This window comes from Micromonospora sp. H61 (genome assembly GCF_018070325.1).
GTDB lineage: Bacteria > Actinomycetota > Actinomycetes > Mycobacteriales > Micromonosporaceae > Micromonospora > Micromonospora salmantinae.
In genome coordinates this window covers 45,452-58,375 of record NZ_JAGPXY010000037.1, presented here as the reverse complement: position 1 = coordinate 58,375, position 12,924 = coordinate 45,452, and the positions used below count along the sequence as shown (strand labels likewise).

Genomic DNA, 12,924 nt, shown 5'->3' with positions numbered 1-12,924 from the left:
TCCAGGTCCACCACTGCCACGTCCGGGCGGTGCGCCAGCGCCGCGGTGACGGCTGTCGGCCCGTCGGCGGCGTGTGCCACCACCTCGATGTCCGGTTCCAGGGCGAGCAGCGCGGCGACGGCTACCCGGATCAGGTCCTCGTCGTCGGCGAGCAGGACGCGGATCACGACGGCGCCGGCACTGTGGCTTCGAGGGTGAAGATCATGTCCTCCCGGCGTACCCGCAACTCGCCCCCGGCAGCGGCGAGCCGGTCGGCCAGCCCGCGCAGGCCGTGGCTGTGCGCGTCCGGGCCACGGTCGTCGGCACCGTCGTTGGCCACCGTCATCCTGGCCACGCCATCCTCCCGATCGATGCGGATCCGGCACCAGTCGGCCCGGCTGTGCCGCAACACGTTGGTGCTCGCCTCGCGCAGCACCGCCGCCAGCTCGGTGGCGGCGGGTTGCGGCAGGTCCGCCGGCAGTGGCAGAACCGTGCACCGCACCCCGCAGGAGCGCAGCACCCCCACCACCGCGGCGAGCTGTTCGTCGAGGTCGACGGCCCGATAGCCGTGCACGGTCTCCCGTACCTCGCTCAGCGCGGAGGCGGCCAACCGTTGCACCTCGGCGGCTTCCCGCCCGGCCCGTTCCGCGTCGACCGGGGCGAGCCGGGCGGCGAGTTCGGCCTTCAACGCGATCACCGTGAGGCGGTGCCCCAGGACGTCGTGCACGTCGCGGGCGAAGCGCAGCCGCTCCTCGGCGGCGGCCAGCCGGGACTGGGCGGCCTGGCCCTGCCGGGCCTCCACGAGCAGGTCCCAGAACCAGACCTGGAACCCGTTGACGGCGGCCACTGCCGCGCCGATCCCACCGGTCACGGCGAGATGGCGCGGAACGGAACCACCGGTCCACCAGGCCACCGCCACCGCCACCGCCAGGACGCCGACCGCGACCGCCAGCGCGGCCCGCCACCGCACCAGCAGCGGCGTCATGCCGATCAGCGCCGCACCGAGCCAGGCCCAGGTCGGCCACCTGCCGGCCGCCACCGGACCCACCAGCGGAACGGTCAGCACCGCCACCGCGACCAGACTCAGCTCGGCCCGACGCCGCCAGCGCGGGTCGAGCCACGGCGTCACGGCCGCGTACAGGACGACGGTCTGGGCGATCACGAAGGCGAGGATCCCGACCGCGCCGAGTGTCACCCGGCCCGGGTCGGGCTCGCGGGTCAGGCCGACCGCCGGTAGCAGGACGCTCGCCCAGACGCCGGTGGCCAGCGACACCAGCGTCGCCTGCCGGGCGCGACGCAGCCGGCGGTCCGCCCGGGGAGTCACCGCCTCGCTCGCCACGCACCGATCCTAGGACCGCCCCGCGCACGGTCCACCCATGCGAACCGTCACGGTCGGGCCGTGCGGTCCGCACGGTTTTCCCGTGACGAACGGGTCTGCCGGCCACACCGGGGGCACCGGCAGGGTCGAGGCATGGAAAACACCCGGATGTACGCGGACAGCCTCACCGCCGTACCGTCGACCGCGCCCCTGCCCACCGACGAGCCGACCCCCTCGGCCCCGACACCGACCAGCGCGGCACCGACCGCCGCGGCACCGGCCAGCGGCAGGCGGCGGCTGCTGGGGCACCTGGGCGAGATGGCAGTGGCGATGGTCGCCGGGATGCTGCTGCTCGGGCCGTTGTGGGAGCTGGCCGGCGCCGCTCTGGGCGCCGGCGACGCGCTGGCCCGGCCGGAGGTCGCCGCACTGGTGATGGCCACGAACATGACCGTCGGGATGACGGTGGGGATGCGCTACCGGGCGCACCGCTGGCACGCGGTCGGCGAGATGGCCGCCGCGATGTACGTTCCGTTCCTGCTGCTGGTCGTGCCGTTTCGGACCGGCCTGATCGACGCCGACGCGCTGATGCTCGGCGGTCACCTGCTGATGATCCCCGCGATGGTGCTGGTGGCGGTCCGACACCGACACGAGGCGTTGGCGCCGGTACGCCGACACCGGGTCGTGGTGGCGCTCGCCCACCGCTGGCCGACCGGGTTGGCGCTGCTGATGACCGTGGACATGTGGGTCGACCCGAGCGTGCTCAGCCCGTGGACCATGCTGGTGCTGCCCGGCGGCTACCTGGTGATCGGCGTGGCCCGCCGCACGCTGGGCGGGCGGGGCGTGCTCGCCACCCAACTCGCCGGTCTGTTCTGCTGGGTCGCCCTGACGCTGATCGCGGTGAAGGCCGGCGGGCGGACCGCCGACTGGCTGGTGGCGTTCGGGTGGTTGGCGCACGCCGGCTGGGACCTGACGTACCACCGCAGCGGCCGGGTGGTGCCGCGCGGCTACGCCGAGTTCTGCGCGGTGCTCGATGTGGCCCTCGCCGCGGTGATGGTGCTGGCCATCCTGACCACCGACGCCTGATCTTGGCCGCCGTCGGGACCGCGGAACGGCCGCAGCACGGGCTCGGGGACAGCTCTTGTGGCGGTCGCCGCAACGCCCCGGACGGCGTGATGAAAGGCTTGGCGCATGAGTTCCGCACCTGCACAGCACGACGCACCGATCGACGCCACCCCCGACGGCACCGACGAGGTGAGCGCCTTCACCGAGCTCGGGCTCCGCGCCGAGCTGCTGGGCGCGCTCGCCGCCCTCGGGTACGAGGAGCCGACCCCCATCCAGCGGGAGGCTATCCCACCGCTGCTGGAGGGTCGGGACCTGCTGGGTCAGGCGGCCACCGGCACCGGCAAGACGGCCGCGTTCGCGCTGCCGCTGCTGAACCTCATGACGGCACACCGCCAGGGCGGCGACCCGGTGGCGCTGGTGCTGGTGCCGACCCGGGAGCTGGCGGTACAGGTCTCCGAGGCGTTCCACCGCTACGGCAAGGACCTGGGCGCGCGGGTGCTGCCGATCTACGGTGGGCAGCCGATCGGGCGGCAGTTGCGGGCACTCGACAGCGGTGTCGACGTGGTGGTGGCCACCCCGGGTCGGGCCCTCGACCACATCGCCCGGGGCACCCTGCGCCTCGGTGGATTGGCCACGGTGGTGCTGGACGAGGCCGACGAGATGCTCGACATGGGCTTCGCCGAGGACATCGAGGCGATCCTGGAGCACGCTCCGGCGCAGCGTCAGACGGTGCTCTTCTCGGCCACCATGCCGTCGCGCATCGACGGGATGGCCCGCCAGCACCTGCGCGAACCGGTGCGGATCGAGATCGGCCGGGAGCAGCAGGTAGCGGGTGAGGCGCCCCGGGTACGGCAGAGCGCGTACATCGTGACCCGGGCGCACAAGCCGGCCGCGCTGGGTCGGGTGTTGGACGTGGAGTCCCCGACCGCGGCGATCGTGTTCTGCCGCAGCCGGGAAGAGGTCGACCGGTTGACCGAGACGATGAACGGTCGCGGCTACCGCTCCGAGGCGCTGCACGGTGGCATGAGCCAGGAGCAACGCGACCGGGTCATGGGCCGGCTGCGGGCGGGCACCGCCGACCTGCTGGTGGCCACCGACGTGGCGGCGCGTGGGCTGGACGTCGAGCAGCTGACCCACGTGGTCAACTACGACGTGCCGTCCGCCCCGGAGTCGTACGTGCACCGGATCGGCCGGGTGGGTCGGGCTGGCCGCGAGGGCGTGGCGATCACCCTCGCCGAGCCGCGTGAGCACCGGATGCTCAAGACCATCGAGCGCGTGACCGGCCAGCGGATCACCATCGACAAGATCCCCACCGTGGCCGACATGCGTACCCGCCGGCTGGAGCTGACCCAGGCGGCCCTGCGGGAGAGCCTGCTGGAGGACGACCTCGACCCGTTCCGGGTGATCGTGGAGACGCTGACCGACGAGTTCGACCTGATGGAGGTCGCCCTCGCCGCCGTGAAGCTGGCCCACGAGGTGACGTCGCCGGGCTCCGACGACGAGGAGGAGATCCCGCAGGTTCCGGTCCGTGGGCCGCGCGAGGGTCGACCGGAGGCCGGCGGCCGGGGCGGCGACCGGCGGGGCGGGGGCCGGCCACGCTCCGGCGGCGGCAATACCGTCCAGGTCTTCGTCGGCCTGGGTCGACGCGCCGGGGTGCGCCCGCAGGATCTGGTCGGCGCGATCACCGGGGAGACCGGCATCCGCGGCCGGGACATCGGCTCGATCGAGATCGCCGACCGGTTCTCACTGGTGGAGGTGCCGCAGGGGGTGGCCGACGAGGTCATCTCCGGGTTGCGCTCCAGCACGATCAAGGGCCGCAAGGCCACCGTGCGCCGCGACCGCGGCGGCGACGAGCGCTGAACACGCCGTGGGCGGCCGCCGGGGCACGTCGGTCGCCGACGACACGCCCGGCGGGGCGGCGGGAGAAACGCCGAGCACCCGCCGCCCCGCCGGCGCTAGCCGATGTTTCCGTTGACCACGTTGTTGGCCCCGGCCAGCGACGCGCCACCGGACCGGTGGTCGTACGCCCGCATCACGTTGTTGGTGACGATCCAGTTGTTGCTGGTGCCGACCGTCACGATTGGTCGGTCCTGGCGGCGGGGCGTCGCGTCGTCGTAGAACTGGTTGCCGATCACCTGGCACAGGTCGGCGTCACGGCCGAGGATCCCGTTCGCGCCGTTGTCGTGGATGTCGAGCCCCATGATCCGGGTACGTCCGGATGAGGAGACCTCGATACCGTTGGTGGCGTTGCGCCACAGCCGGCCGCCGATGAACTGGGTCCCCCAGACCTGCCGCAGGTCGGCGCCGCTGCCGGTGCCACTCGTGCCGTTCGACTCCAGGTAGACGTTCTGGAAGATGTTTCGATGGGCGGGTTCGCGCAGCTCCACGCCGTTGCCCCGGCAACCCCAGACGTGCAGGTTGTCGAAGAAGCAGGCGCTGTCCAGCAGCCGTATCCCGGTCTGGCACTCACCGACCCAGACGTTGAGGAACTCGTTGTCGTACGCGACCTTGTTCACGAGGATGCCGACGCCGAGGCAGTCCTCGATGTTGATATCGGTGATCTTGTTGGCGTGGGCGCTGGTGTCCGCGTCCTTGCCGAGGAACTCGATGGCGTGGCTGCCCGAGTTGCCGAAGTGCAGGTGGTGGAAGGTCGACCGGGGGCCGCGGACGGTCAACAGCACGTCGGAGGTCCGCATGCCGTAGAAGTGCACGTTGGAGATCTGGTTGTACTTACCGCTCGATACCAGACGACCGGTGTAGCCCGGGGCCGGCTGGATGATCGCCGCGCCGATGTTCTCGCCGGTCCAGGTCACGCTCGTCGGGAAGCGGACCTCCGATCCGAGACCGAGTGCGCCCACCGGTTGGAAGATCTCCCCGCCACCGGCCGGCAGCAGGTTCAGCGCGGTGGTGACCTTGTCCGACTCGTCACTGCCGTCGAGCCGGCAGCCGACCCGGGGGTCCCGGAGGCTGAGCGGGGCCTCCCGCACTGTCGTGACGGGCGGTGATCCCGCCTGTTCGGCACCGGCGAGGGTGGCCACCGTCGTCGCCACCGCGGCGCCCGCGCCGCCGGCGAAGAGCACCCGCCGTCCCAACCGTCGGCCCGGTGGATCTGGCCGTTGTGGCACTGCCGGCGGTACCGCACCAGGTGCGCTCACGATCGGTTCCATGCCTCTCCCCCGTTGAGTGCCACCTCGAGCGGCGGGCAGACTCTACTGTGCATTGTCGCCTGCTGGCCGACGCGGATCAGAGAGCGTACGGGCCGAAACGGCCAACGGCCACCACGGCGGCGAGGACGAGCAGCACCGCGCAGGCGACAGCGCCCTGGATCTCGGTGCGACGCCCGTCCTGGGTGGTCTGCTGCTTGCGGGCGCGCAGGTGCACCAGGATGCCGCCGATCATGACGATGACCAGCCCGACGGCGGCGAGTGGGGTGAGCACTGTGGCGATGCCGGTGGCGGCCGGCAGCACGAGCCCGGCGGCGGCCAGCAACTCGACCGCGCCGAGCGACCTGACCTGTGACGGCGGCACCGGGTCCACCCACCGCATCACGTCGCGCAACTTCTCCTTGGGCTGGCTCAGCTTGGCCAGTCCGACGCCGGCGAAGACGGCGGCGAGAAGGATCTGAATGATCCAGAGCACCACGTTCACTGGGGTTCCTCCAGGGGGCCGCCTCGCGGCGGAGAGGTGGTTGACGGTGCAGACGAGACAGTAGACCTTCCCCCGCGTACCGAAAGGGCCCCCGCCGTCGGAAGACGGCGGGGGCCCGAACGGTCGGAGCGTCAGACCGAGAAGAGCGCCGGACCGTCCAGCGTCTTCACGTCGGCCGGGCGCAGCGCCAGGGCGAGCACGTCGGCGACGTCGGCCAGGGTGTGCACTGTCAGCGCCTCGCGCACCTCGGTCGGCAGGTCGTCCAGGTCGGGCTCGTTGCGCGCCGGGATGATCACCTCGGTGAGGCCGGCCCGGTGCGCGGCGAGCAGCTTCTGCTTCACCCCACCGATCGGCAGCACCCGGCCGGAGAGCGTCACCTCACCGGTCATCCCGAACTCGGGGCGGACCGGGCGACCGGTGACCAGCGACGCCAGGGCCGTGACCATGGTGATGCCGGCGCTCGGACCGTCCTTGGGCACCGCGCCCGCCGGGAAGTGGACGTGGATCCGGCGTCCCGCGAGAGCGTTCGGGTCGATGCCGAACCGCCGCCCGTTGGAGCGCAGGTAGGAGAGCGCGATCTGCGCCGACTCCTTCATCACGTCACCGAGCTGGCCGGTCAGGGTCAGCCCCGGCTCGCCCTCCATGCTGGTCGCCTCGATGAAGAGCACGTCCCCACCGGCACCCGTGACGGCCAGACCGGTGGCCACGCCGGGCACGGCGGTGCGCTCGGCCGATTCCGGGGTGAACTTCGGCCGACCCAGGTAACCGGTGAGGTTGTCGGTGCCCACGCGTGCCGGCGTCGGGTCCGTCGCCAGCGTCACCGCCACCTTGCGCAGGATCTTGGCCAGGGCCCGCTCGAGCTGCCGGACGCCGGCCTCCCGGGTGTACTCCCCCGCGATCAGCGCGAGAGCCTCGTCGGCGACGGCGACCTCGTCGACGGTCAGCCCGGCCCGCTCCCGCTGCCGGGGCAGCAGGTGGTCGCGGGCGATGGCGACCTTCTCGTCCTCGGTGTAGCCGTCCAGGGTGACCAGCTCCATCCGGTCCAGCAGGGGGCCGGGAATGGACTCCACCACGTTGGCGGTGGCCAGGAACAGCACGTCGGACAGGTCGAGGTCAACCTCCAGGTAGTGATCCCGGAAGGTGTGGTTCTGGGCCGGGTCGAGCACCTCCAGCAGGGCGGCGGCCGGGTCGCCGGCGTAGCCGGCGGCCAGCTTGTCCACCTCGTCGAGAAGCACGACCGGGTTCATCGAACCGGCCTCGCGCAACGCGCGGACGATCCGACCGGGCAGCGCCCCCACGTAGGTGCGCCGGTGCCCGCGGATCTCCGCCTCGTCGCGGACGCCGCCGAGCGAGACCCGGACGAAGTTACGGCCGAGCGCCCGCGCCACGGACTCGCCGAGGCTGGTCTTACCCACGCCGGGAGGACCGGCGAGGGCGAGCACCGCGCCGGAGCCGCGACCACCGACCACACCCAGGTTGCGCTCGGCACGCCGGTTACGCACCGCCAGGTACTCCAGGATGCGGTCCTTGACGTCGGCCAGGCCGGCGTGGTCGGCGTCGAGCACGGCTCGGGCCGCGGCCAGGTCGGTGTTGTCCTCGGTACGCGTGCCCCACGGCATCTCGAGCACGGTGTCCAGCCAGGTACGGATCCAGCCCGCCTCCGGGGAGGCGTCGCTGGCCCGTTCCAGCTTGCCGACCTCCCGCATGGCCGCCTCGCGTACCTTCTCCGGCAGCTCGGCGGACTCGACGCGGGACCGGTAGTCGGCGGAGCCGTCCGGCTCGTCCTCGCCCAGCTCCTTGCGGATCGCGGCGAGTTGCTGGCGCAGCAGGAACTCGCGTTGGGACTTCTCCAGCCCCTCGCGGACGTCACTGTTGATCTGCTCGGTGACCTCCTGCTCGGCCAGGTAGTCCTTCACCCAGCCGACCAGCAGCTCCAGCCGGGCGGTGACGTCCGGCGCGGCGAGCAGCTCGGTCTTCTGCTCCAGCGTGAGCCAGGGCGCGTAACCGGCCGAGTCGGCCAGCTCGGAGAGGTCGGTCATCCGCTCCACCGCGTCGATGACCTGCCAGGCGCCCCGCTGCTGGAGCACGGAGGTCACCAGGGCGCGGTACTCGCGGGCGAGTTCCCGGGCCCGACCGGCGTAGGCGGGTTCGTCGAGTTCGGTCGCCTCGACCCAGAGGGCGGCGCCGGGGCCGGGGACGCCGGAGCCGATCCGGGCCCGGGACAGGCCACGGATGACGGCGGCGGGCTCACCCTCGGGCAGCCGGCCGACCTTCTCGATGGTGGCGACCACGCCCACCGGACCGTACTCGCCGTCGATGCGCGGCACGGCCAGCAGCTTGCGGTCGCCGGTCGCCCGCGCCGCGTCGATCGCGGCCTGGGTGGTGGGGTCGAGGGTCACCGGGATGACCATGCCGGGCAGCAGCACGGCGTCGGTCAGGGGAAGTACCGGAAGAGTTGCCATCGAACACCTGCTATCGCGTTGAGTTGAGCGTGTCTCACTCAAGTAACAAAGCGTTCCCCTTGTTCCGACCTGTGACCCAGACCACTCTTCTCCCGGTCCGTCGGGTCGCCCGGGACCGGCGGGCGACCCGACGAGGCACCTCAGGTGAGCTTGCTCTTCACCGTGTTCACCACCGAGCCGGCCACCCCCGGGTTGGTGCCGTACAACCGAGGGTCACCCGGAGGCAGCACCGGTTCCGGCGCGTTCGCCCGCGGGTTGTCGTCGTACCGGAACTCGCCCTTGCCGTCCGGCGAGGGCCCGGACGCCCAGCGCCCCTGGGCGGCGTCGGTGCCCGAGGAGAAACCCAGGTACGTGTAGCCGTACTCCTCGGTGAACTCACCCGAGTCCGGGAAGGCCTCCGGCACCGGCATCTCCTCCAGCCCGTCCTCCTTGAGCTGCTCGATCGCCGCCAGCCACATGTTCTGGTGCATCGTGTCGCGGGCCAGCAGGAAGCGCAGCATCTGCTTGACGCCCGGGTCGTCGGTCATGTGGAACAACCGGGCGACCTGGAGCCGACCCTGCGCCTCGGCGGTGACGTTGAGCTGGAAATCGGCCAACAGGTTGCCGCTGGCGGTGATGAACGCGCCGTTCCAGGGCACCCCGTTGGAGTCGGTGGGCAGGGCCCCACCCCCGCCGTGGATGAAGTGCGCCGGATTCTCACCGGCGTAGGTCGCGGCACCTCCGGGATCCTCCGCGATCCCCTCGGTCAGCGACAGCGGCGCGTTGTCCAACAGCCGGGTGATCATCGTGACGATCATCTCGACGTGGCCCATCTCCTCGGTGCCGACGTCGAGCAGCAGGTCCTTGTACTTGCCGGGCAGCCGGCAGTTCCAACCCTGGAAGAGATACTGGTTGGCGACCGTCATCTCACCCCACTTGCCGCCCAGCACCTCCTGCAACCGCCGGGCGAACGCCGCGTCCGGGCCGTCCGGCTTGGCTTCGAACTGCAGATCCTTGACGTGGCTGAACATCCAACCTCCTCGGTACCGGAAAACAGGTAGCGAGGCCGTTCCCGCCCCGATGACCCGAGCGGGCCAACCGGTGTCCCGCCCGGGTCAGCGCACCGGCCGAGCCATCGGCAGCAGCACCTCCAGCGCCACTCCACGGGGCCGTAGCCGGTACGCCCGCAACGCTCCACCGTCGGTCGCGACGAGCTGCCGCGCGATCCACAGGCCCAGACCGGACATCCCGACGGCCGGCGCCGGACGCCGCAGCGCGACCAGCAGCGCTTCGTCGACCCGACCCTCGTCGGTGACCAGGATGCTCAGGCTGGGGCCGCGCACCGTGGCGTAGAGCCCGACCTGTCCGTCCGGCGGCCCGTGCCGCAACGCGTTCTGCACCAGGTTGACCAGCACCTGTCGAGTTCGTCCCGCCGGCACCGGGAAGGAGGCCGCTCCCCGGGTGGCCCGCGCCCGCCGACGGCCGACCGGCACCAGAGCGGCGGCCTCCCGCAGGATGCCCGCCAGCGCGACGGCCGGCTCCGGCTGCGGAGCCGGCGTCAGCACGCCGGTGCCGGCGGTCGCGTCGCGCAGCAGGCTCTGCAGGTGGGCGGCCTGGTCACGGGCCAGCTCACTGAGCGCCCGCCGGTCGTCCCCGGTCAGCTCCCGACGCTCGTCTGCCAGCGCGCGGGTCAGCGAGGTCAGGGTGCTGATCGGCGTCCGGAACTCGTGGCACAACACCCGCAGCAGCAATTCCGAATCGGCCGCCGTCGGTCGCCTCTCGCCGGGTGTCGGCTCAATGGGGCGCAACCCTCGCAGCAGGTCCCGCAAACCGTGCCGTACGCGCATCCACCCGACTCCCCTCGTTCGGTGCGAACCCGCATGATCGGTACCCGCTGGGGAACGGCGCAGACATGCCGGGAGCCTCCACCTTGCGACTCGTCGTCGTGGACGATCACCCCCTTTTCGTCCGCGGCCTGGAGTTGCTGCTCCCGATCACCACTAACGGCCGCGCCGAGGTGGTCGCCTCGACCGGCGACGCCGCCGCGGCGGCGGCCCTGGTCAGCAGCTGCTGCCCCGACCTGGCCCTGGTCGACCTGCACATGCCGCCGCCCGGCGGTATCCGGGCGGTGGCCGCGATCCGGCGGACCACCCCACGGGTACGGGTGGTCGCGATGTCTGGTTCCGCCGAGCCCGGGCCAGCGGTGGAGGCGCTGCGGGCCGGCGCCGAGGGGTTCCTGCCGAAGACCAGCGAACCGGAGGAGCTGCTGCCCCCGCTGCTGGCGATCCTCGACGGCTGGGCGGTGCTGCCGGCCGAACTGCTGCGCGCCATGCTGCGGCCCACGCGCTCCGCGCCCGTCGACCTGGACGGCGAGGAACGGCGACTGCTGCGAGCGATCGCCGCCGGCCGCAGCACCGTCGACATCGCCGAAGAACTGCACGTCTCCGAACGGACGGTGAAACGGATGACCGCCGCGTTGCTGCGCAAGTTGCGGGTCTCGAACCGGGCCGAGGCGGCTGCCGTCGCCGGTCACAGCGGCATCCTCGGGGAATGAAGCCTCCGCACCGAACCGATTCACGGTTTTGCTCGGTAACGGAATCGCGACGCGCCGAATGAATGGAAGGCATATTGTTGCGGATTACCGGGGTGGTAGGTCAGACTTTGGACACATCCCGCCGCACACAGGGAGTAATCGGCAATGGCGAGAAAAGTAATCACGGTCCTGACCGACGACCTCGACGGTGGGAAGGCCGACCGGACGGTTGAGTTCAGTCTCGACGGCGTGGCCTACACGATCGATGTCTCCGACGAGAATGCCGGCGTCCTGCGCAAGGCGCTCGATCCGTACATCAATGCGGGTCGGCGGATCGGGCGCGGTCCGGTGGAGAGCACCCGTTCTGTCCGGCGACCGGGGCGACCCACCGGCGCGGGAATGGATCGGGAGCAGAACCGGGCCATCCGGGAATGGGCCGTCAAGAACGGCTACAAGATTTCCGAGCGCGGCCGGATCCCGGTTGAGGTCGTCGAGGCGTACAAGAGCCGCTGACGCGACTCGACGGGGCCCCGCCGTAAAGGGGGGGGCCCCGTGTTTTGTCCTGGCACCCGACGCGCGGGGGCGGCCGCCCCCCCGGGTTTGTCGCCCGGGGTGGCCGGCCGCCGTTGGCACCTGAACTCAGTTGACGTCGATGCGCACCGAGTCGAAGGCGGGAGTCTGGTTGGCCCGCTCCATCATCGGCAGGCGGTGCGAGCCGTCACCGGCCCAGACGGAGCACTGGGCGGTACCGGACTCCGGCAGGCCCGGAATCTGGATCGTCACCTCGTCGGGTTGGGCGCCACCGCGGCCGTCCTCGGTCGCGACGAAGAACGCGGGCACCTCCTGCGGCTCCGGCGGAGCGGTCAGGCTGTCCAGCATCCGGCAGGCGGTGTGGAAGTGACCGCGGACCAGGCCCTGGTCGTTGAGGAGCGAGCTCTCCACGTAGTAGCCACCCTGACCGGCGGCCAGGAAGCGGTCCCGGACCAGATTGCGGGTACTGACCCGCAGGGTGAAGGGCTGGTTCTGGCCGACCTGCTCGGGGAACTGGGTGATCAGCAGCGACGGGTTGTTGGCCGCCGCACCGACCTCACCGAACTCGGTGCTCACGCAGCGGTTGCCGTTCTGGAAACCGTCGTGCGGCTGGAGCCGGCTCTCGTCGCAGTCGTTGGCGAGCACGCCGAGCCCGGCGCCGGGCTCGGTGCCACCGCCGTTGTTCCCGCCGCCGTTGTTCCCGCCACCGTTGTTGCCACCGCCGTTGTTGCCACCACCGGGGGTGGTGGTGGGCGTGGTGCCGCCGCCGTTGTTGCCGCCCGTACCGCCGGTGGGCTGCACCTGGCACTCGGCGAGCTGCGCGAGGCCCTGCGGCCGGGGTCCGACCCGGTCGATGGCGGTCGTGATCCGGTCCAGCACGGCGCGGCGCTTGCCGGCCAACGGCTGGAGGATCGCGTTGCGGATGAACGCCTCACCCTTGTTGCCCTCGGCGGCGAGCCGGCGGTCCGCCTCGGCGATCTGGGTCTGCAACTGGGCGAGGTTGCGGTCCACCTCGGCCCGAGCCCGGTTCGGCACCTGCGGCAGTTTGGCCGCCACATCCGGACAGGCGATGGCGGTGCCGGTGCCCACGGTGCCGTCCTTGCCGTCCTCACACTCGGGAACCGACTGCTGTCCGTCACCCCAGTGATTACGCACCCACCGACCGTTCTGCCAGGTACGGCTGGTAGAACCGCCACCGGTCGGCGCGGTCGCGCCCGGGCTCGGCTCCACGCACTGCCCGGAAGCCGGACGGGGCTTATTTGTCCGCCGGTCCTGGGCCGACGAAATCTGAGTCACGGCGACAACTCCGCCGAAGACCGCGAGCGTGCCGACAACTGCCAGCAGACGCTTGCTCCGCGCGTTGCCGGAAGGCCGGCGCGCCCGAGTGGACCTGCGCATCGAATTGCTCTCCT

Annotated in this window: 12 protein-coding genes; 4 read left to right on the top strand and 8 right to left on the bottom strand. The window is 71.7% G+C overall.

Annotated features, from left to right (window positions below):
* Nucleotides 1–167: response regulator transcription factor (locus KBX08_RS33900; RefSeq protein ID WP_374101959.1), on the bottom strand; the 167-nt coding region annotated here is incomplete at its 3' end.
* Nucleotides 164–1,318, bottom strand: a complete 1,155-nt coding sequence (locus KBX08_RS19405; RefSeq protein WP_210784876.1) for a sensor histidine kinase — start codon at nt 1,316–1,318, stop codon at nt 164–166. The genes KBX08_RS33900 and KBX08_RS19405, both read right to left, overlap by 4 nt.
* A 132-nt stretch (nt 1,319–1,450) precedes the next feature.
* Between KBX08_RS19405 and KBX08_RS19400 the strand changes: the two genes are divergently transcribed.
* The gene (locus tag KBX08_RS19400) at nt 1,451–2,380 is read left to right on the top strand and encodes a hypothetical protein (protein ID WP_210784875.1); all 930 of its coding nucleotides are present in this window, start codon (nt 1,451–1,453) and stop codon (nt 2,378–2,380) included.
* 105 nt (nt 2,381–2,485) lie between these two features.
* Nucleotides 2,486–4,219 carry a DEAD/DEAH box helicase gene (locus KBX08_RS19395; RefSeq protein WP_210784874.1) on the top strand — a complete coding sequence of 578 codons (1,734 nt, stop codon included), beginning with the start codon at nt 2,486–2,488 and terminating at the stop codon, nt 4,217–4,219.
* A 95-nt stretch (nt 4,220–4,314) separates the two neighbouring features.
* On the opposite strand, the gene KBX08_RS19390 is transcribed toward KBX08_RS19395, so the two are convergent.
* The 5 genes from KBX08_RS19390 to KBX08_RS19370 all read right to left on the bottom strand — a co-directional run bounded on the left by KBX08_RS19390 (nt 4,315) and on the right by KBX08_RS19370 (nt 10,295).
* Nucleotides 4,315–5,526 (bottom strand): right-handed parallel beta-helix repeat-containing protein, encoded by a 1,212-nt coding sequence (locus tag KBX08_RS19390; RefSeq protein ID WP_210784873.1) that lies wholly within the window; start codon nt 5,524–5,526, stop codon nt 4,315–4,317.
* Nucleotides 5,527–5,602: 76 nt separating this feature from the next.
* Nucleotides 5,603–6,007 (bottom strand): DoxX family protein, encoded by a 405-nt coding sequence (locus KBX08_RS19385; protein ID WP_210784872.1) that lies wholly within the window; start codon nt 6,005–6,007, stop codon nt 5,603–5,605.
* A 131-nt stretch (nt 6,008–6,138) separates the two neighbouring features.
* Entirely contained in the window at nt 6,139–8,469 is a 2,331-nt protein-coding gene (gene lon / locus KBX08_RS19380; RefSeq protein ID WP_210784871.1) for an endopeptidase La, read from the bottom strand.
* Nucleotides 8,470–8,609: 140 nt separating this feature from the next.
* Nucleotides 8,610–9,479: a manganese catalase family protein gene (locus tag KBX08_RS19375; RefSeq protein ID WP_210784870.1), complete on the bottom strand. Its 870-nt coding sequence runs from the start codon at nt 9,477–9,479 to the stop codon at nt 8,610–8,612.
* A gap of 84 nt (nt 9,480–9,563) precedes the next feature.
* Nucleotides 9,564–10,295, bottom strand: a complete 732-nt coding sequence (locus KBX08_RS19370) for a sensor histidine kinase KdpD (RefSeq protein WP_210784869.1) — start codon at nt 10,293–10,295, stop codon at nt 9,564–9,566.
* Between the two features lie 98 nt (nt 10,296–10,393).
* On the opposite strand from KBX08_RS19370, the gene KBX08_RS19365 reads away from it, so the two are divergent.
* Together KBX08_RS19365 and KBX08_RS19360 are read left to right on the top strand one after the other, a co-directional pair.
* Nucleotides 10,394–11,002, top strand: a complete 609-nt coding sequence (locus tag KBX08_RS19365) for a response regulator transcription factor (RefSeq protein WP_307850583.1) — start codon at nt 10,394–10,396, stop codon at nt 11,000–11,002.
* 144 nt (nt 11,003–11,146) lie between these two features.
* Nucleotides 11,147–11,494 carry an Lsr2 family protein gene (locus tag KBX08_RS19360; RefSeq protein ID WP_210784867.1) on the top strand — a complete coding sequence of 116 codons (348 nt, stop codon included), beginning with the start codon at nt 11,147–11,149 and terminating at the stop codon, nt 11,492–11,494.
* 126 nt (nt 11,495–11,620) lie between these two features.
* On the opposite strand, the gene KBX08_RS19355 is transcribed toward KBX08_RS19360, so the two are convergent.
* Nucleotides 11,621–12,910 (bottom strand): hypothetical protein, encoded by a 1,290-nt coding sequence (locus KBX08_RS19355; RefSeq protein WP_210784866.1) that lies wholly within the window; start codon nt 12,908–12,910, stop codon nt 11,621–11,623.
* Nucleotides 12,911–12,924: the final 14 nt, after the last annotated feature.

What these genes read in the sequence shown, in the direction of transcription:
- KBX08_RS19400 (WP_210784875.1), top strand. Translation starts at nt 1,451, where the DNA reads ATGGAAAACACCCGGATGTACGCGGACAGCCTCACCGCCGTACCGTCG.
- KBX08_RS19395 (WP_210784874.1), top strand. Translation starts at nt 2,486, where the DNA reads ATGAGTTCCGCACCTGCACAGCACGACGCACCGATCGACGCCACCCCC.
- KBX08_RS19390 (WP_210784873.1), bottom strand. Translation starts at nt 5,526, where the DNA reads ATGGAACCGATCGTGAGCGCACCTGGTGCGGTACCGCCGGCAGTGCCA.
- lon (WP_210784871.1), bottom strand. Translation starts at nt 8,469, where the DNA reads ATGGCAACTCTTCCGGTACTTCCCCTGACCGACGCCGTGCTGCTGCCC.
- KBX08_RS19375 (WP_210784870.1), bottom strand. Translation starts at nt 9,479, where the DNA reads ATGTTCAGCCACGTCAAGGATCTGCAGTTCGAAGCCAAGCCGGACGGC.
- KBX08_RS19370 (WP_210784869.1), bottom strand. Translation starts at nt 10,295, where the DNA reads ATGCGCGTACGGCACGGTTTGCGGGACCTGCTGCGAGGGTTGCGCCCC.
- KBX08_RS19360 (WP_210784867.1), top strand. Translation starts at nt 11,147, where the DNA reads ATGGCGAGAAAAGTAATCACGGTCCTGACCGACGACCTCGACGGTGGG.
- KBX08_RS19355 (WP_210784866.1), bottom strand. Translation starts at nt 12,910, where the DNA reads ATGCGCAGGTCCACTCGGGCGCGCCGGCCTTCCGGCAACGCGCGGAGC.